At 61.1% G+C, this 18,511-nt stretch carries 18 protein-coding genes; 16 read left to right on the top strand and 2 right to left on the bottom strand.

All coding sequences use genetic code 11. The annotated features are described in order from the left end of the window. The first annotated feature begins 105 nt into the window (after positions 1-105). A complete protein-coding gene (locus tag PA598K_RS08005) occupies positions 106-1,059 on the top strand; it encodes an aldo/keto reductase (RefSeq protein WP_128656426.1) in 954 nt (317 codons plus the stop codon). After that, the gene (locus PA598K_RS08000) at positions 1,056-2,069 is read left to right on the top strand and encodes a zinc-binding alcohol dehydrogenase family protein (RefSeq protein ID WP_128656425.1); all 1,014 of its coding nucleotides are present in this window, start codon (positions 1,056-1,058) and stop codon (positions 2,067-2,069) included. Before PA598K_RS08005 ends, PA598K_RS08000 begins: the two co-directional genes overlap by 4 nt. Positions 2,070-2,203: 134 nt before the next feature. Here PA598K_RS08000 and PA598K_RS07995 read toward each other — a convergent pair whose 3' ends face one another. Further along, positions 2,204-2,431 (bottom strand): 3-dehydroquinate dehydratase, encoded by a 228-nt coding sequence (locus PA598K_RS07995; RefSeq protein ID WP_128656424.1) that lies wholly within the window; start codon positions 2,429-2,431, stop codon positions 2,204-2,206. Positions 2,432-2,829: 398 nt separating this feature from the next. On the opposite strand from PA598K_RS07995, the gene PA598K_RS07990 reads away from it, so the two are divergent. From PA598K_RS07990 to PA598K_RS07965, 6 genes are all read left to right on the top strand, one after another. After that, positions 2,830-3,909, top strand: coding sequence for a BMP family lipoprotein (locus PA598K_RS07990; protein WP_128656423.1), 1,080 nt, complete (start codon positions 2,830-2,832; stop codon positions 3,907-3,909). A 78-nt stretch (positions 3,910-3,987) separates the two neighbouring features. Then, on the top strand, positions 3,988-5,487 hold the full coding sequence (locus PA598K_RS07985; RefSeq protein ID WP_128656422.1) for an ABC transporter ATP-binding protein: 1,500 nt from the start codon (positions 3,988-3,990) through the stop codon (positions 5,485-5,487). Further along, on the top strand, positions 5,480-6,550 hold the full coding sequence (locus tag PA598K_RS07980) for an ABC transporter permease (RefSeq protein WP_128656421.1): 1,071 nt from the start codon (positions 5,480-5,482) through the stop codon (positions 6,548-6,550). Before PA598K_RS07985 ends, PA598K_RS07980 begins: the two co-directional genes overlap by 8 nt. Next, positions 6,534-7,457, top strand: coding sequence for an ABC transporter permease (locus PA598K_RS07975; protein ID WP_128656420.1), 924 nt, complete (start codon positions 6,534-6,536; stop codon positions 7,455-7,457). Before PA598K_RS07980 ends, PA598K_RS07975 begins: the two co-directional genes overlap by 17 nt. An 18-nt stretch (positions 7,458-7,475) precedes the next feature. Continuing rightward, entirely contained in the window at positions 7,476-8,156 is a 681-nt protein-coding gene (locus PA598K_RS07970) for a sulfite oxidase-like oxidoreductase (protein ID WP_128656419.1), read from the top strand. 4 nt (positions 8,157-8,160) lie between these two features. After that, on the top strand, positions 8,161-8,892 hold the full coding sequence (locus PA598K_RS07965) for a nucleoside phosphorylase (protein ID WP_128656418.1): 732 nt from the start codon (positions 8,161-8,163) through the stop codon (positions 8,890-8,892). A gap of 26 nt (positions 8,893-8,918) precedes the next feature. On the opposite strand, the gene PA598K_RS07960 is transcribed toward PA598K_RS07965, so the two are convergent. After that, positions 8,919-9,902, bottom strand: coding sequence for an aldose 1-epimerase (locus tag PA598K_RS07960; protein ID WP_185601692.1), 984 nt, complete (start codon positions 9,900-9,902; stop codon positions 8,919-8,921). A gap of 162 nt (positions 9,903-10,064) precedes the next feature. Between PA598K_RS07960 and PA598K_RS07955 the strand changes: the two genes are divergently transcribed. From PA598K_RS07955 to PA598K_RS07920, 8 genes are all read left to right on the top strand, one after another. Further along, on the top strand, positions 10,065-10,646 hold the full coding sequence (locus tag PA598K_RS07955) for a thioredoxin family protein (protein WP_128656461.1): 582 nt from the start codon (positions 10,065-10,067) through the stop codon (positions 10,644-10,646). A 98-nt stretch (positions 10,647-10,744) separates the two neighbouring features. Continuing rightward, positions 10,745-12,157 (top strand): histidine kinase dimerization/phospho-acceptor domain-containing protein, encoded by a 1,413-nt coding sequence (locus tag PA598K_RS07950; RefSeq protein ID WP_185601690.1) that lies wholly within the window; start codon positions 10,745-10,747, stop codon positions 12,155-12,157. A 107-nt stretch (positions 12,158-12,264) separates the two neighbouring features. Further along, positions 12,265-12,951 carry a response regulator transcription factor gene (locus PA598K_RS07945; protein ID WP_128656415.1) on the top strand — a complete coding sequence of 229 codons (687 nt, stop codon included), beginning with the start codon at positions 12,265-12,267 and terminating at the stop codon, positions 12,949-12,951. Next, positions 12,948-14,468, top strand: coding sequence for a sensor histidine kinase (locus tag PA598K_RS07940; RefSeq protein WP_260405311.1), 1,521 nt, complete (start codon positions 12,948-12,950; stop codon positions 14,466-14,468). Before PA598K_RS07945 ends, PA598K_RS07940 begins: the two co-directional genes overlap by 4 nt. Next, on the top strand, positions 14,455-15,576 hold the full coding sequence (locus PA598K_RS07935) for a TolB family protein (protein WP_128656414.1): 1,122 nt from the start codon (positions 14,455-14,457) through the stop codon (positions 15,574-15,576). Before PA598K_RS07940 ends, PA598K_RS07935 begins: the two co-directional genes overlap by 14 nt. Before the next feature lie 115 nt (positions 15,577-15,691). Further along, entirely contained in the window at positions 15,692-16,684 is a 993-nt protein-coding gene (locus PA598K_RS07930) for a Gfo/Idh/MocA family protein (RefSeq protein ID WP_260405310.1), read from the top strand. 21 nt (positions 16,685-16,705) lie between these two features. Next, positions 16,706-17,635, top strand: coding sequence for an aldo/keto reductase (locus tag PA598K_RS07925; RefSeq protein ID WP_128656458.1), 930 nt, complete (start codon positions 16,706-16,708; stop codon positions 17,633-17,635). Further along, positions 17,614-18,426 (top strand): alpha/beta hydrolase, encoded by an 813-nt coding sequence (locus tag PA598K_RS07920; protein ID WP_128656413.1) that lies wholly within the window; start codon positions 17,614-17,616, stop codon positions 18,424-18,426. Before PA598K_RS07925 ends, PA598K_RS07920 begins: the two co-directional genes overlap by 22 nt. Positions 18,427-18,511 lie beyond the last annotated feature (85 nt).

The raw sequence follows: 18,511 nt of genomic DNA, 5'->3' as shown, positions 1-18,511 counted from the left end.
TTTATGCAATTCTAAGCTCTTACATTATACAAAACGGATGCTAAAATAAACAATAGAATACCATGAAGGCCTCTGACTGAGACTTCATGCAAGGAGGAGAAAACAATGAAGTACAGACCGCTTGGCAATACCGGCCTCTCGGTGCCGGTCCTGAGCTTTGGCGCGTCGTCGCTTGGCTCGGTGTTTCGCGAAGTCGATCCCAAGGAAGGCGTCCGTACTGTACATACGGCTGTCGAGCTGGGGATGAATCTGATCGATGTCTCGCCTTATTACGGCCTGACCAAGGCGGAGACCGTGCTTGGTCAGGCAATCCGCGAGCTGCCGCGCGATTCGTTCCTGCTCTCCACCAAGGCAGGGCGTTATGGCGAGAGCAGCTTTGACTATTCCTATGACCGCATCCTCCGCAGCGTCGACGAGAGTCTGCAGCGGCTGCAGACCGATTATCTGGACATCCTGCTGCTGCATGATTTCGAGTTCGTGCCATGGCGTCAAGTCGAGGAGGAGGCGCTGCCTGCGCTGGCCGAGCTGAAGCGTCAGGGCAAGACGCGCTTCACGGGCGTCTCGGCGCTGCCGCTGTCGGCGTTCCGGCAGGCGCTCGCTGAGCCGCGCGAGGAGATCGACGTCATCCTCTCCTACTGCCACTATTCGCTTAACGACAGCTCGCTGCTGGAGCTGGTGCCGCTGCTCGAAGAACGGCAGGTCGGCCTGATCAGCGCTTCTCCGCTCTCGATGGGGCTGCTCAGCGAGCGCGGCACAGCGGCCTGGCATCCGGCAGATGACGAGCTGAAGCGGGTATGTCTCGAGGCGGCCAACCATTGCGCAGCCAAGGGGACCGACATCGCCAAGCTGGCGGTGCAGTATGCGACAGCGGATGCGCGCATCCCGACGACGCTGGTCAGCTCGGCGAGTCCGGACAATATCCGGCGCAACGCAGCATGGATCGAGGAGCCGATCGACCGCGAGCTGCTGGACGAGGTGCTGGCCATCCTTGCGCCGGTCGAGGGACGGACGTGGCCTAGCGGGCTTGCGGAGTACGAGGAAGGAGGAGATGCGAAGTGAGACAGATCGTCTGCGAAGCGCCGGACCGTATGGTGCTGACTGAGGGGGAGCTGCCGCCTTGCGGCCCTGGAGATGCTGTCGTGCGGGTGCGCCGCATCGGTATTTGCGGCACCGACCTGCATGCGTACAAAGGCAATCAGCCGTTTTTCACCTATCCGCGCATCCTCGGGCATGAGCTGTCCGGCGAGATTGAGTCGCTCGGCTCCGAGGTATCCGGACTTGCCGTCGGCGAACGGGTCAGCGTCATCCCGTATCTCGCTTGCGGAGCCTGCATCGCCTGTCGCAAGGGCAAGACGAACTGCTGTACCTCGATGCGGGTGCTCGGCGTCCATATCGATGGCGGTATGCGCGAGCGCATCGTCGTCCCGGCGGCCCAGCTGCTGTCAGCGACAGACTTGACGCTGGATCAGGCGGCGATGCTCGAGCCGCTCGCGATCGGCGCGCATGCGGTCAGACGCTCGGGACTAGTCGCCGGCGAGACGGCGCTCGTCATCGGCGCCGGGCCGATCGGTCTCGGCGCGATGGCGATGGCCAAGGCGCGCGGCGCGCGCGTGATCGCCATGGATCTGCAGGAGGAGCGGCTGCGCTTCTGTCAGTCGTGGGCCGGAGCAGATGCAGTAGTCGTCGCCGGACCGCAGGCGGCAGCAGACCTGGCCGAGCTGACGGATGGCGCTTATCCCGACACGGTATTCGACGCGACGGGGCATGCCGGCTCGATGACCCAGGCGTTTGGATATACGTCGCACGGCGGCACCTTGGTCTATGTCGGGCTCGTCAAGTCGGACATCAGCTTCCACGATCCGGAGTTTCACAAGCGCGAGCTGACCTTGATGGGCAGTCGCAATGCGACGCGCGAGGATTTCGACGAGGTGCGGCGGGCAATCGCGGACGGCCGCGTCAACATCGAGCGCTACATCACCCATCGCGCCGGCTTCGAGGAGATGATCGATCGCTTCGAGGGGTGGCTCAAGCCCGAGAGCGGCGTCATCAAGGCGATGGTCGAGCTGTAGGTCAATGGATAACTCTTGGGCCGCATATCACGGGCAATAGCCCTATTCATGTCTCTGGTAGGGGCATGAATAGGGCTTGTTTGATTTGGTTGAGACCGCGTGTTACGAGACGGTTTGTCCTGGCGAGAGTTCATCTAGTATAATGAAATGGTGAGCGTATCTTTTTCGTTAATGGCGTGCAGGGTAGCCTCGCTGCCGACAATTTCAACGCTGATCAGGGAACGTAGACAATGCTTGAGCGCATTTTTGCCGGTGGTCCATTTGCGGTTGAGGGTATCGGCCAACTTGTCCAGCGCTTTTTTGTTTGTTTCGGTAAGATAGACAGGGACGGCTTTGTTCTGGAACAGAATCATGGTTCTCACGGGCAGTCACTCCAATCCTTTTTGTTCTAGTGTGTAAACAGTATACATTACGATTGTTAAAAGATTCTTAAAAAGGGTTTACAAAATTGTGATCTTTCAGACTTTTTTGCAAACCATATGTGGTAGCAGACCGATGCGGGGCAAGGCCTTACGCACTATTAAACCGCTGTGCCCCGATTGAAAAGCAAAATTGAATCAAAGATAGTATTTGCGTGCAAAATGTTTTATAATTGCTGATGGCGAAGAATAGCGAATGATGTCGAACGAGGTGAAGGGGCTAACCGTCCGCATTCGGACAAGCAGCTGGCTTCATTCCGTATAAAAAAACAAATCGACATATTCCGATCGTTCTGCTGGGATATAAAAAAGAGCTTATCAAAGGAGCGGGAGAGAAACTTATGAAAAAACAATTACTAGTCATCGTGTCCCTGTTGCTCGTAGCTGTTATGGTAGCTGCTTGCGGCGGCAACTCGGGCGGCAACACGCCGAGCAACGGCGGGAACACGCCAAACAATAGCGGCGCAGCCGAGGGCAACAACAACGGCGACGACAGCAAACCGAAGCAGCGGGCCGTATTGGTCTTGCCTGAAGAGATCGGCGTTAATCCGTTCTTTCAATTGATGGATGAAGGCTTCAAGCGCGGCGGCGAGGAGTTCGGCCTCGAGGTGAAAACGATCGAATCGTCCGACCCTGCAGCATTCGAGCAAAATCTGCGCGCGGCTGTAGCCGAGAACTACGATCTGATCGTAACGGCTACCTTCCAGGCGGAGGACGCGCTGAACAAAGTATCTCAGGAGAACCCGGACAAAACCTTCGCGATTATCGATACTGTAGCTGTCAAACAGCCGAATGTTCGCAGTGTTGGCTTCCGGGAATATGAAGCTGCCTATCTGATGGGCGCTGCTGCCGGACTGTCGACGAAGACGAATACGGTCGGCGCGGTTGTTGCGATGGACACGCCGCTGTTGAAGAAATACACTGGCGGCTTCGAGCAAGGCTTGAAGGCAACGAATCCGGACGCGAAGTTCCTGGTAAACTATGTCGGCGGCTTCACCGATCCGGCGCAAGCGAAGGAGCTGGCGCTGCAGCAGCACTCGCAGGGCGCGGACTTCATCGCAGGCATGGCTGCGGTAGGCGACGAAGGGGTGTTCGAGGCAGCGAAGGAGCAAGGCTTCTATACGGCTGGACAAGATACCGACCGGACTGTTAAAGATCCCGAGCATATCGTGCTGGCTCAGCTCAAAGGCACGGATGCGGTAGCTTACGAGACACTCAAGTCGTTTGCCGAAGGCAACTTTAGCTTCGACACTGTTGAGTACGGCTTGGCAGAAGGCGGCGTAGGCCTGACGTTCGTGACCCATGATACGGAATCTCCGCTGAGCGACTTCATCGGTCAAGCGACTATCGACCAACTGAAGGAGATGGCCGAGAAGATCAAGTCGGGCGAGCTGGTTGTCGAAAACCCGTCGGCGCAATAATATATCCTGACCTTACCGGCTGCGGATTATCGGCAGCCGGTTTCGTGTTGCTAACCATGAAAGGAGAGAGGCCGGCCGATGTTGCTGCAAATGAAGGGCATCACCAAAGCATACGGAAGCGTCATCGCCAACAAGCAGGTCGATTTCTCGCTGCGCAAGGGCGAGGTTCACGCGCTGGTGGGCGAGAACGGCGCGGGCAAGACGACGCTCATGCGCATCCTGTACGGAATGGAGAGTCCGACGGATGGGACGATCGAGCTGGACGGCCAGGCCAGACATTTCGCATCGCCGGCCGATGCGATCGCAAGCGGGATCGGTATGGTGCATCAGCATTTCATGCTCTATCCGTCCTTCTCTGTCGCTGAGAATATCGTCATCGGCAGGGAGCCGCAGCATCTGGGCTTCATCAACCGCCGCCGGGCGCAAGCCGAGGTCGCTAATCTCTCCCGCCGCTACGGGATGCCGGTCGAGCCGGATGCGATCATCGGCGACTGCTCGCTCGGCATCCAGCAGCGGGTGGAGATCCTCAAGGTGCTGCATCAGGGAGCCGAGATCATCATCCTGGACGAGCCGACGGGCGTGCTGACGCCGCTGGAGGTCAAGGAGCTGCTCGAGTCGGTCAAGCGGCTGGCGCGCAGCGGCAAAAGCTTCATCATCATCACGCACAAGCTACAGGAGGTGATGGATGTGGCCGATCGGATCACGGTGCTGCGCGACGGGGCGGTCACCGGAGCGGTCGACGCATCGGCGACCAGCGTGGACGAGCTGTCGCGCCTGATGGTCGGCCGCGAGCTGGTACAGCTGAAGCGAAGCGAGCAGGCGCCGGGCGCGCCAGTGCTCGAGCTATCGGGCATAACGCTGGGCGGCAAGCGGACCAAGCCGCTGCTCGCCGACATCTCGATGCAGGTGCGCAGCGGCGAGATCGTCGGCATCGCCGGCATCTCGGGCAATGGCCAGTCCGAGCTGCTCCAGGTCATCTCCGGGCTGATGAAGCCGGATGCCGGTCAGATCCGTCTCGGAGGCGAGTCGGTCGTCGGCGCATCGGTCGCCCGTATCCGCGAGCAGGGGCTGGCGCATATTCCCGAGGACCGCTACCAGTGGGGGGCGGCCAAGGACGCGACCGTGGCCGAGAATGGTCTGATGGGCCATACCGGCCGCTATCGCAAGTATGGTCTGGTCCGCAATCGCCAAGTGCGCGAGACGGTGCAGCGCTGGGTCGAGCGCTTCTCGATCAAGACGGGCTCGCTCGATACGAAGGCGCAGTATCTGTCCGGGGGCAATCTGCAAAAGCTGATCGTCGCTCGCGAGCTGCATCACAACTCGTCGTTCCTGATCGCGGCGGAGCCGACGCGCGGCGTCGATGTCGGCGCGATGGAGGTCATCCATGGCGAGCTGCTGCGGCGGCGCGACGAGGGCGGGGCCGTCCTGCTCGTCTCCTCGGAGCTGACGGAGATTATGAAGCTGTCCGACCGGATCCTCGTCATGTTCGAGGGGCGGATCGTCGGAGAGGTATCGGCAGAGGAAGCGACCGAGGAGAAGATCAGTCTGTGGATGGCGGGAGGGAAGAGAGATGCCTAAGTTAAGCCAGACGCTGCAGTCGCTGCTGCAGCCGCTGCTCGCTATCGTGGTCGGGCTGGCTGTCGGCGCGATCGCGATCCTGATCGTCGGCGGCTCGGTCATGGACACCTACGCCGAGATGTGGAACGGCGCATTTGGCAGCTTTTATTTCTTCACCAACACGCTCGCCCGGGCGACGCCGATTATCCTGATCGGACTAGGCGTAGCGCTGGCGTTCCGAGCCGGATTCTTCAACCTCGGCGCAGAGGGTCAGCTCATCCTCGGGGGCTTGAGCGCAGCGATGACGGCGCTCTATGTGCCGGGGCCCGGCTGGTTGAAGCTGCTGCTGGCTGTAATCGCCGGTATCGTCGCAGGCGGCATCTGGTCGGCGTTCGCAGGCTGGCTGGACACCCGCTTCCGGATGAACCTGCTCATTACGACGCTGCTGCTGAATTATATCGCTGTCTTCTTTGCAAGCTACATGGTATCGCATCCGTTCATGGATCGGACGGGCTCGGCCGCGATGGCCCAGACGCTGATGATCGACAATGCAGCCTGGCTGCCCAAGCTGTTCCAGGGGATGAGCGTACATGCCGGCTTCCTGTTCGCCGCGATCTCGACGATCCTGTTATTCCTCTATATGCGCTATACCGTCTCTGGCTACGAGGTGCGAATGCTCGGCGGCAATCCGCTGTTCGCCGCCTATGGCGGCGTCAATCGCGGACGGCTCATGCTGATCAGCATGTTCGTCAGCGGCGGCTTGGCCGGTCTGGCCGGAGCCGGAGAGGTGCTAGGCACCCAATACCGCTTTATCGACGGCTCGCTGGCGGCTCCGGGCTATGCCTGGTCCGGCATAATGGCGACGCTGCTCGCCAGCTCGCATCCGATCGGCACGCTGCTGGCTGCGCTGCTGCTGGCCGCGCTGCAGACCGGGGGGATGGGCGTCGAGCGCAATACGGACGTGCCGCTGGAGATCTCCAGTCTCATCCAGGCGGTGCTGATCCTGTTCGTATCGGCACGGATCAGCTACAGCTTCATCAAAAACCGGAAGAAAGCGAGGGCTGCAGATGGATCTTCTTCTTGACCCGACACTCTACAGCTCGATGCTCCGGGCGGTTACGCCGATCCTGCTGGCGGCGCTGGGCGGCGCGCTGTGCGCTCGCGTAGGTCTGTTCAACGTTGGTCTGGAGGGTCTGATCCTGATCGGCGCCTTTTCCGGCATCGTGGGCAATCATCTGACCGGCAACATCTGGCTGGCGCTGCTGTTCGCGATGCTCTGCGTCATGCTCTTCTCCTTGATGTTCGCCTACATTACGATTCACCTGAAGGCCAACGTGATCGTCGTCGGCGTCGCCATCAACTTCCTGGCGATGGGGCTGACGACCTTCAGCCTGCGGGCGATCTTTAACGTCAAAGGCTCGTATCGGGATACGAATATGGTCGGCTTGCCGCGCTGGGACATCCCGCTCGTGCAGGATATTCCGTGGCTCGGCAAGATCGTCTCCGGCCATTCGCCGCTCGTCTATCTCGGGCTGGCGATGGTCGGCGTCCTCTATGTATATATGTTCCGTACGGTGTCGGGCTTCAGGCTGCGGGCCGCAGGAGAAAATCCGATCGCTTCGCGTTCGCTTGGCATCCGGGTGACACGTTATCAGTATGGCGCGATGCTGGCTTGCGGCGCGCTCTGCGGCCTGGCCGGAGCGCAGCTCTCGCTGGGACAGCTGACGATGTTCTCCGAGGGGATGTCGAGCGGGCGCGGCTTCATCGCGCTCGTCGCGACGATGCTCGGTCAGGCCAATCCGCTTGGCGTCGGCGCCTCCAGCCTGCTGTTCGGCTTTACGAGCAGCCTTGGCTCGCGGCTGCAAGGGATGGCGCTGCCGACCCAGTTTACGTCGATGCTGCCGTTTGTCGTGACGCTGCTGGCGATGTTTTTCTTCCGCAACAAAAATCAAATGGCCGATGCTCGTCGTTCCAACGAAAGCTCTCGCTAAATCGGAGGTGTACCAAGGATGAAACAACCAAACAAGGCCGAACGACTGAAAAAAGCCAAGCCTTCGCCCGCCGTCAACGTCGATCCGCAGCTAGCGCACCGGCTGCCGCCCGGACAGATGCTGACCGAGCGGTTCCCGATCTTGCATGAGGGCGAGGTGCCCGTATACGATCTGGCGTCCTGGTCGCTGCGCGTATTCGGCGAGGTGGAGCAGGAGCGCGTGTTCAGCTGGGACGACTTGATGAAGCTGCCTCGCTCCCGTCAGGTCAACGATATCCACTGCGTTACCCGCTGGTCCAAGTTCGACACGGCCTGGGAGGGCGTCCGCTTCCGCGACCTGCTGCCGCTGCTCGGCGTCAAGCCGGAGGCGGCGCATGTGATGATCCATGCCGATCAGGACTATGAGACGAACCTGCCGCTGGCCGATCTGCTGCGCGACGATGTGCTGCTGGCGACCCACTACGACGGCGAGCCGCTTAGTCCCAAGCATGGCTGGCCGATGCGCCTGGTCGTGCCGCATCTTTATTTCTGGAAGAGCGCCAAGTGGATCAGAGGGATCGAGTTTATGCGCGAGGATCGTCCCGGCTTCTGGGAGCGCAACGGCTTCCACAACGTAGCCGATCCGTTCCTGGAGCAGCGATTCTCCGGCGAGGATCTGCCGATCCCCGAGGATGAGTGGGTACGAAAGGAGTATGATTAACGCAATGCTGATGCCAATCTTGCAAGTGAACAGTGAGGATATGCCTCCCTACGCGATCGTCTGCGGCGACCCTGCCCGGGCGCAGCGGATTGCCGAGAAGCTGGAGGAGGCGCGGGAGCTGGCATTTAGCCGGGAGTACCGGACCTTCGTAGGCAAGTATAAAGGGACGGAGCTGGCCGTCGTCAGCCACGGCGTCGGTTCGCCGGGCGCAGCGGTATGCTTCGAGGAGCTGATCCGGGCAGGCGTGCAGACGCTGATCCGCGTCGGCACGGCGGGCTCGTACTCGAGCGACCATCCAGCCGGCTCGCTGATCGTCAGCACCGCCGCAGTGCGGGCCGAGGGCCTGACCCATCAGCTGGTGCCGCCGGGCTATCCGGCCGTCGCCGATCATGAGGTCGTGCAGGCGCTGTACGAGGAAGCAGTCGCCGGAGGCGGTACGGTCAAGAAGGGGATTACAGTAACGATGGATGTGTTCTTCGCAGGCGTCGAGGAGATCCCGCATGCGCGGTACAAGCAAGCGGGCGTGCTGGCGGTGGAGATGGAGATCGCCGCGCTGTACGTCATCGCGTCGCTACGAGGCGCGCGGGCGGGGGCGATCGTCGCCCTCGACGGATACGCCGACGCCGACCTGGCGGCGGAGTACGATCCGCATACCGATGTCGTCTCGCTCGCTGTCGAGCGGGAGATCGAAGCCGCCTTGCGGGCGGTGCACAAGCTAGCCGGAGCGGCGGTCTGACGACCGCCCCCCGGCTTTTTTTGCGACTACAGACGCCGAACCTCGATCTCTGTGCTCGTCGATGCCCGCTCGCCCGGCGCGAGCGTCCGGAAGCCGGTCAGCTCGTCTGGCAGCGCGACATTGGGCGCATTGGTCACCCAGGTGTACGGCTCGGGGCACAGGAAGCCCGATTGTCCGTCGGCATTGTAGATGACCCAGTGGCCGAACTGCTCGTCGGCGCGATAGACGATCGCGAGGCTCGCGTCCGCGTCGGTGAGCACCGCTTCGTTTGCCCCGTCTGCCGCGATCGAGAACACATCGTCGAGCAGGACATCTCCAAGCGTCATGCCGCTATTAAGCTGCGCCTGATTGGCGATCGGCGTAATCTCGCCGGTCGGCAGATTGCGCGCATCAAGCGACCAGCGCCGGTCGGCCTGAAGCTGGAACGTGCAGCGCGACAGGTCGCCCTGCGGCGCCAGCGGGAAGCGGAAGGTCGTGTGATAGCCGAGCCCCCAAGGCAGCGGCTGCTCATCGCGGTTGTCGACGGCGAAGCGGATCTCGACCTTCGGACCCTCGAAGATGAAGCTCATCGTCACCGTGAAGCGGTGGGGCAGACAGTCATAGATCGCCGGCGTCTCTTCGGAGACGATCGTGGTCTCGACGATCGCGCGCGCGCCGTCGATCTCGGTGCGCGTCAGCTGCCAGGCGGCACGCATGAGGACGCCGTGGATATGGTTGCCGCGCGCCTCTTCATTGATCGGGAACGTATAAGTGCGGTTATTGTAAGTGAACTTGCCATCCTCGATTCGGTTGGGCGGGAACAGAACCGGCGTCCCATAGAGCGGCGGCTTGGCATGATACGCTTCGGCGCTCTCCGGCGAGCGCAGCAGCGCCAGCTCGCTCTCGCGCCAGGCGAGCTCGATCAGATTGCTGCCCCAGCCGGGCACGATGATGCCGGACAGCTCCGGCGTATGTACGCGTACGGCAGGCTCCCCTAGATAGTCAATAGATTCAATAACGGGTGAGGTCATTGCGTGCATCTCCTTCAAGACGGTATTGGACCGGCTTGCGATCCAGTCTCATTATATAATGAAGCCGCCTCCCTTGTCTTGCCGAGTGGAACGACAGTCTGCTATACTCCAAGTGAAACCGTCATCACGGGCGGTACGCACAAGCGGGGAGGAGAATAAATGATGGCCTTTACATTGACGATCGGAGATCAAGCATCAGCCTTCGAGCTGCCAGCGACTGACGGCAACACCTATTCGCTGGACAGCTTTGCGGATGCCAAGTTTTTAGTCGTGTTCTTCACCTGTAATCATTGTCCTTACGTTGTCGGCTCCGATGAAGTGACGCGGGCGACTGCGCTAAAGTATCAGGACCAAGGAGTTGCCTTTGTCGGCATCAACGCCAATAGCGTCAACACACACCCCGACGATTCCTTCGAGCATATGGTGAAGCGGATGGAGGAGCAGCAGTTCCCCTGGGTGTACTTGCGCGATGAAAGCCAGGAGACGGCCCGCGCCTACGGGGCGCTGCGGACACCGCATTTTTTTGTTTTTGACCAGCAGCGCACGCTCGTCTATACGGGACGTGGCGTCGACAATCCACGCGATACCTCGAAGATGACCGTGAATGATCTGGATCGCGCGCTCGGCGAGCTCGTCACGGACCATCAGATCAGCGTACCCCTGACGAATCCCATCGGCTGCAATGTGAAATGGGACGGACAGGACGCGCATTGGATGCCTGCAGAAGCCTGCGATCTCGTGTAGCCCGTTCCATCGGCCCATTTTGCTCCCTGGTAGCAAAATGGGCTTTTTGTCATCCGCCCCCCGGGCGGCAGCTGATACTCCAAGGGAGGAGGGAGTTTATGGTTGTCCAGAGCGCGTGTATGCTGGATTTGTCCCGCCTCTCGGAATCGCCTCTGGTAGCGCTATCGTTGTTCTTGTCCCTGGTCTCGGCCGCAGCGGTCTGTCTGATCGGCTGGCGAGCCGAGTCCGTGGCGGACAGGCTGTCGTGGCGGCGCATGCTTCGCGTTCGACTGTTGCTGGCCATCAGCGGCACGGGAACGTTGTTGTCGGTCTGCTTTACGTCACTTGAGGTCCGGGAGAGCGTGCATGCCTGGCTGCTGCCGCTGAGCTTGCTGTTGCTCGTCCTCTGCTCGGGCGCGCTCACCGCGGCTGCGTCGTATGCCGGATTGCTCGAGCCGCGAGCGGACGAGCAGGAGCTGCTCGATGACGAATATCCGCCCTTCCACTCCGGCATGCCGGAGCAGTATTCGGATCTGAACCTCTTTACTTCCCCTGATGACCGGATCCGTGTGGTCCATTCCCATGCGCCATGTCTGCTCGGCTACACTCGGCAAGATCTGTTGGAGCGCCCGATGGCGGCATTGGTCGCTCCCAATTGCCGGGAGGCGTACGAATCCTGTCGCGAGCTGCTGAGGTCCGGCATCCCGCAACAGCTCCATATGCAGTTGTTGTCCAAGGATGGCGAGACGATCCGCTTCTATACAACGTTGCTGCCGCGGATTCGCCGTGGCCGGTTCCAGGGCGTGCATTCGCTAGGGATGAGCATGTCGGCCGAGCAGCAGGAGCGGGAGCTGCGTATGGAGGCGGACAAGCTGGCTGCGCTCGCCCGCATGGCGGCAGGGATCGCTCACGAGATCCGCAACCCTCTGACAGTAGTCAAGGGCTTGGTCCAGTACAACCGTCATCGCGTAGGCATGCAAATCCACTATGACCTGTTGATTGGCGAGATCTTGCAGATCGAAGCGATCATCGAGGACTTCATGATGCTCTCCTCATCGGAGCCTGGCGTTCGGGAGCGTCTGAATTTCGGCGAGCTCGTCTGCGCAGCGGTGCCGGAGAGAGGAGGCGGCAGGGGATGGCGCTTCCTCAATCGGTGTGTGGATGCAGTCGCCTGGGTGTATGCGGACGGCGTCCGGCTGCAGCGGGCGCTTGGCCGACTCATGCAAGAGCTGCAGGAGCACGTCGCCTCGGAGGTTGAGCCCCTCCTGCTGCTGTGGCGCCAGGACAACGATGTATGTCTAAGACTGTCGTGCCCAGGCCATATGTGGAATGTGGCCGCGAGTCCGGCCTTTCGGGCGGGCGAGCTTTATTACGATACGACCTCCTCCGGCACCGGTCTCGCCTACATGATTGCTTATCACATCCTGACCGATCATGGCGGCAGTATGCAGCTCTGCAGCTCGGACGAGGACGGCGAAGCGATCGAGATCCGGCTGCGAGCGGAATGGACATCCCGAAGTGTGGCACTCTAAAAATGAGTCGTAACTGGCGCAAGCGTTACAAGTTAGAAATAAGTTCGATGCAAGGCAGATACAACGCTCCACTATACTGAATGAAATCGGCAAAGGAAGGCGGCCTCATGGAAAAACGGATTTTGGTGGTAGATGACGAAGCGAGCATCGCCAGCGCGGTAAGCTATGCGCTGCGCCGCGAGGGTTATACGGTAGCCGTGGCCGGAGATGGGGAAGAGGCGCTGCGACTGACAGCGGAGTTCAAGCCGAGGGTGCTGATCCTCGATGTGATGATGCCCAAGCTGACTGGCTACGAGGTGTGCCGCAAGCTGGAGGACCGTCACGGCATCGGCATCATTCTTCTGACTGTCAAAAATGACATCGTAGATAAAATTCTCGGCCTGGAGCTTGGCGCGGACGACTATATGACCAAGCCGTTCGATCTGCGGGAGCTGCTGGCCCGTACGAAGGCGCTGTTCCGACGGATGGAGCGGGCCGCGGCGGAAGAGAAGCCTGCCGAGATCGTCTTCGAGGGGCTGACTGTGCAAATCCCGCAGCGGACGGTGAAGATCGAGGGTAGCCCGGTGGAGCTGACGCCCAAGGAGTTCGATCTGCTGGCGCTGCTGCTGTCGCACCCGGAGCGGGTGTACACGCGCGATGAGCTGCTCGAGCTCGTATGGAGCATCGACTATGCCGAAGGGACGCGGACTGTAGATATCCATATGCAGCGTCTGCGCAAAAAGCTGGGCGACCCGTATCAGCAGCTCTTGCAGACCGTATATGGGGTCGGCTACCGATCTGCGGCATTGCGATGAGTCGCCGACGCGTCAGTCTGAAGGTGCAGCTTGGTCTCGGGCTGGCGATCTTGCTCGCGCTCTCCACCTGGCTGCTAAGCGCCCTCGTCATGCGAGGCATCGAGCGCCAGCAGCTTCACGAGCTTGAGCGAGACCTGCTCCAGCATAGCGAGATCGCCAATCTCCGCGTCCGACAGACGTATCTGCTCGGCGAACGGATCAACGACCAGCGATTCCTGCGGCTGCATGGCCAGGAGCTGGCGAGCAATATCGGTCTGCTGACCGGTCTGCCAGTGATCATCTATGATATGAATGGCGACGCGGTTGGCAATGCGCTGCTGTCCACGACGGATATCGACGTCCGAGAGACGATCGCTTACGCGCTGGACGGCAAGATCGCCTATCAGTCCTCCCGCGATACGATGGATTATTTGGCGCCGTTGCAAGGCGCAGCCGGTCAGATGGGGGTCGTCCAGTTCCATTATTCGCTAGCGGATCAGCAGGCGTTTCAACAGCGGATCGAACGGTTGTTTTGGGTGACGGGGCTGGGCGTGCTGCTGGGCGGACTGCTCTGCGGCACCTTGCTCTCCAATCGGCTCGCGGCGAGGATCTACCGGCTGCGCGATGCGGCAGGCGAGATCCGCAAGCAACGGTTCCTGCAGCGAGCCCCGCTCCCGGGCAGGGACGAGCTGAGCGAGTTGGGCGAGAGTCTCTACTATATGAGCCGCGAGCTGGAGCGCAATATGGCGGCGATGGAGGAGGAGCAACGCAAGCTGCGGCTCGCGGTCGGCAAGCTGCAGGCGCTGGAGCGGCAGCAAAAGCAATTTATCGGCAACATCAGTCATGAGTTCAAGACGCCGCTCACCTCAATCAAGGCGTATGTCGATCTGCTCGGGATGTACAGCGACGATCCGGCGCTGATCAGCGAGGCGCAGTCGCATATCGGGCAGGAGGCGGAGCGCTTGCAGGAGATGGTGGAGAAGGTGCTGTATCTGTCCTCGCTGGAGAAATACGAGTTCGAGCAGGAGGCCGAGGCGCTGGATGTGAGCGAGCTGCTCGCCGAGCTTTGCGGCCGCATGAGCGGCAAGGCCTCCCGGCACGGGCTGACGATCGAGACGTCGCTGGCTCCCGCAGTCATCTGGGCCGATCGCGAGAGCTTGATCCAGATCTTCATCAATCTGCTGGACAATGCGATCAAATACAACGAGCCCGGCGGCACCGTCGCTGTTTCCTGCGCGAGCGAAGGGGGCAATGCTGTCATCCGAATCGCCGACACGGGCATCGGCATCCCGCCTGAGGCGCGGGAGCGCATCTTTGAGCCGTTTTTCACAGTGAATAAGGATCGCTCGCGACAATCGGGCGGCAGCGGACTTGGCCTGGCGCTCGTCCGCCGACTCGTCGCCTCCCTGCAAGGTGAGATGACGCTGGCGGATGGAGAGGGCCCGGCAGAGCGACCAGGGACAGTATTTTCGATCCAGCTGCCCTTGCAAGCGGCGCGGGAGTTGCTCGCAAAGGAGGAGAACCATGATGCAACATAAGCGCTGGAAGCAAATCATCCTGACCGCTGTGGCAACGACCTTGCTCGGCTCGACGGCAGCATGCGGCGGCGAACGGACGGATGATCGGCAGGTCATCGACAGTAACGGCAAACAGATCACGGTTATGGAGGGCAAGGCACCAGCCGGTCTAGACGTCATCGTCGAGAGCATCCAGGAACTGCGAGGGCTGCAGGGGATGGACTGGGTGAACGGAGAGACGATCCTGGCCGTCCGCCCCAATCTGTCCCGGCAAGCGCAAGTTATCGAAGGCAAGGAGCGTTATCCAATCAATCTGTTGACTCGTTCGCTGAAGGACGGGACAGAGGATGTGCTGCTGCCTGCCGATGAGGATCAGTACGCAGGGATGCTCTCGCCGGACAAAAAGGTGCTGTTCTACAAACGTCTGGAGGAGTCGGTGGGCTATGGCTACATGCTCGATATGGATACCCGCGAAGCGGTGCCGGTCCTGGACCGCCAGACGCCGGATGAACTGATCCGCGACTATGAAGGGGAGTGGATCGACAGCGAGCATGTCGTATTCCCGACGATGTCCGGCGCGATCTATGCCGTAGATACGAAAGGGAGCGGCGAGCTGCTGGCGGAGACGGACGATCTGGCGCTCTATAATGTACACATGCTGGGCGACCGTCTGTATTATATCGGCGCGGGCGACAAGCTCTACCTTAAGGAGGGCGACCAGCCGGCGCGCGTGCTGCTCGAGTCGGTCAACTGGGTTATCCCTTCGCCCGATCAGCAATCGCTGGCGCTCGTGCGCCGGACGCGCGAGGGCGAGATGACGTTGTATCTGGCCGATCTCGATGGCAAGGAGCGGCTGACGCTCAGCAAGGGCATGCAGATCTTCGGCGCAGCCTGGTCGAGAGACGGCACGCGGCTCGCCTACAACATTATGTCGGCCGACAAAGGCGCAAGCGGCCTGTTCGTCGCCGATGCCGTCACCGGCAAGGTGACGCAGGTGGCTGTCGATATCGAGAGCTTGGCAAATCCGCTGCAATGGAGTCCGTCGGGCGAGCAGCTGATGGCTGCCACCTCGATCAGCACGGCGGACGGTAACGAGCGCGTCACCTACATCATTACGCTGCGCCAGTAGGCGCGGCTTTTTTTAATCCTGAAAATCGTTACATCGGCGTGAAAACACTTTTATATCCTTCTCGCCCGCTCTCGACTATAATAGGAGTCATCACCAACTAAAGGAGTTGAAGCTAGTGTCTACCCAAATGCGCTGGGGCATCATCGGATGCGCCAGCATCGCCGAGCGCTCCGTCATCCCGGGCATCCAGGCGTCGGAGACCGGCGTAGCCGCCGCGATCGCCAGCCGGGATCTCGACAAGGCTCGCCAGATGGCGGACAAGCTGGGCATCCCTACGGCTTACGGCAGCTACGAGGAGATCCTCGAGGACGAGACCATCGATGCGATCTATATCCCGCTCCCCAACCATCTCCACAAGGAATGGTCGATCCGGGCGATGGAGGCCGGCAAGCATGTGCTCTGCGAGAAGCCGATCGCGCTGAACGCAGCGGAAGCGCAGGAGATGGCGGACAGCGCTGCCGCCAATGGCGTCCATCTGGCGGAAGCCTTCATGTACCGCAATCATCCACGCTACGATCGCATCCTGGAGATCATCGCCTCCGGCGAGATCGGCGAGCTGCGCGGCATCCATGGCACCTTCACCTTCAACAGCGCCGGGTCCGACGGCAATGTGCGCTTCCGGCGCGACTGGGGCGGCGGCTCGATCTACGATGTCGGCTGCTATCCGATCAGCGCCGCCAGACTGATCTACGGCGCAGAGCCGGTCGCGGCGACGGTGCATGCCTTGCTCTCGCCGGCGCATGATCATGTCGATATGATGGCGTCGGGGTTGCTGGAGTTCCCTGATAGCCGGGCGCTTACGTTCGACTGCGGCATGTGGGCCGCCTTCCGCAATACGCTCGAGGTGCTGGGCACGGAGGGACGCATCGAGGTGCCGTCGGCTTTTATCGGCACGCCGCATTTCTATGTGCATACCAAGGACGGACGGCGCGAGGAGCAGCACCCCGAGCTGAATCAATACGCGCTACAGGCGGACAGCTTCGCAGCCGAAGCGCGGGGACAAGCTGACGTACGCTTCGCTCCTGCCGACGCCGTAGCCAATATGAGAGCGATCGACGCCTGCCTGCGCTCGGCCAACGAGCGGCAGCGCGTGGAGATACAGCAATAGAAAGGATCGGTGATGAATAAGATGAAAAAGATCAACATTCCCGGCTTGCATAACAGCGTCTCCAATCTGATCATGGGGTCGGACTACTTTACTCCGGAGACGTACGAGTTGGCGCGCACGAACCTGGACGCCTATGTCGCGATCGGCGGCAACACGATCGACACCGCCTTCATCTATTGCGGCGGCAAAAGCGAGCAGGCGCTCGGCATGTGGGTCGAGGAGCGGGGCAACCGCAAGGACATCAATATCTGGACCAAGGGCGGCCACCCGAACCGGGACGGCAACCGCGTCAACAAACAGGCCATCGACGAGGAGCTGACGATCTCGCTGGAGCGGCTGCGCACCGACTACGTCGACTTGTATGCGCTGCATCGCGATGATCCCGCCGTACCGGTAGGGGAGGTGCTGGAGATCCTCAACAGCCATGTCGAGGCTGGTCGAATCCTCGCTTTCGGCGCGTCCAACTGGACCTGGGAGCGGATCCTGGAGGCGAATCGCTATGCGGCCGAGCACGGGCTGCGCGGCTTTGAGTTCAACAGTCCTAACCTGAGCTTGGCCAAGGCCAACGAGCCGTACTGGCGCGATGCGATTAGCGTCGACGAAGCGCTGCTCGCCGAGCATGAGCGGACGAAGCTGCCGCTCTTCTCCTGGTCGTCGCAGGCGCGCGGCTTCTTCACGGGCCGCTATACGCCGGAGGACCGCTCCGATGCCGACACCGTGCGCGTCTTCTACAACGACGACAACTGGGAACGGTATCGCAGAGCCGAGAAGCTGGCTGCTGACAAAGGCGTGACGACGATCCAGATCGCGCTGGCTTATGTGTTGAACCAGCCGTTCCCGACGGCGGCGCTCATCGGCCCGCGCAATGAAGCCGAGATGCGCTCTTGCGGCGAAGCAACCGAGATCGAACTGACAACGGAGGAGATCCAATGGCTGGACTTGAGAGCGTAGAGCATGTATTATGGCCGGGCGGAGCGCCCGGCGCCAGAGGCGAGGACGCAGAAGACATCCCTGCGCTGACGCCTTACATTGTCGACGGCGCAACCTCGGCCGTCATCGTCTGTCCCGGCGGCGGATATGTGATGCGCGCCGAGCACGAGGGCGACCCGATCGCCAGATGGCTCAACAGCCTGGGTATTACCGCCTTCGTGCTGCGTTACCGGGTCGCGCCATACATGTATCCGAGCGCCTACCTGGATGCGCAGCGGGCGATCCGCTACGTGCGCTTCCATGCTTCGACATGGGGACTCGATACGGCCAAGATCGGCTTGCTCGGCTTCTCGGCCGGCGGCCATCTGACGGCGACTGCCGGCACTCGTCACGATGCGGGGGACCCCGAGGCGGCGGACCCGATCGATCGCGTCTCCTCGCGTCCCGACCTGCTCGTGCTCTGCTACCCGGTCATTACGATGAAGGACGAGTATACGCATATGGGCTCCCGCAATAACCAGATCGGCGAAGCGCCGACTGCGGAGCAGATCGAGCTGCTTAGCAATGAGCTGCATGTGAAGGCGGACACGCCGCCGACCTTCCTGTGGCATACGTCTGAGGATGGGGCGGTGCCGGTGGAGAACAGCTTGTCCTTCGCCGCCGGGCTGAGCCGTGCCGGCGTACCGTTTGACTTGCATGTGTACGACCATGGGCGGCATGGGCTGGGGCTGGCATCGGACGATGTCCACATTGCCAACTGGAGCGCGGTCTGCGGCTTGTGGCTGAAGGGCCGGAAGTTCGGCTCCCGCTGATTCAGATCGGCAGATCCGGGTAATACAGGATCAAGGGCTGGCCTTAGGACCAGCTCTTGATCGAGGTTTAGGCCAGACAAATCTC

Source organism: Paenibacillus sp. 598K (genome assembly GCF_003851045.1).
Classification (GTDB): Bacteria; Bacillota; Bacilli; order Paenibacillales; family Paenibacillaceae; genus Paenibacillus_D.
The sequence above is the reverse complement of the archived record's forward strand: the minus strand, read 5'-3'. Positions and strand labels throughout refer to the sequence as shown.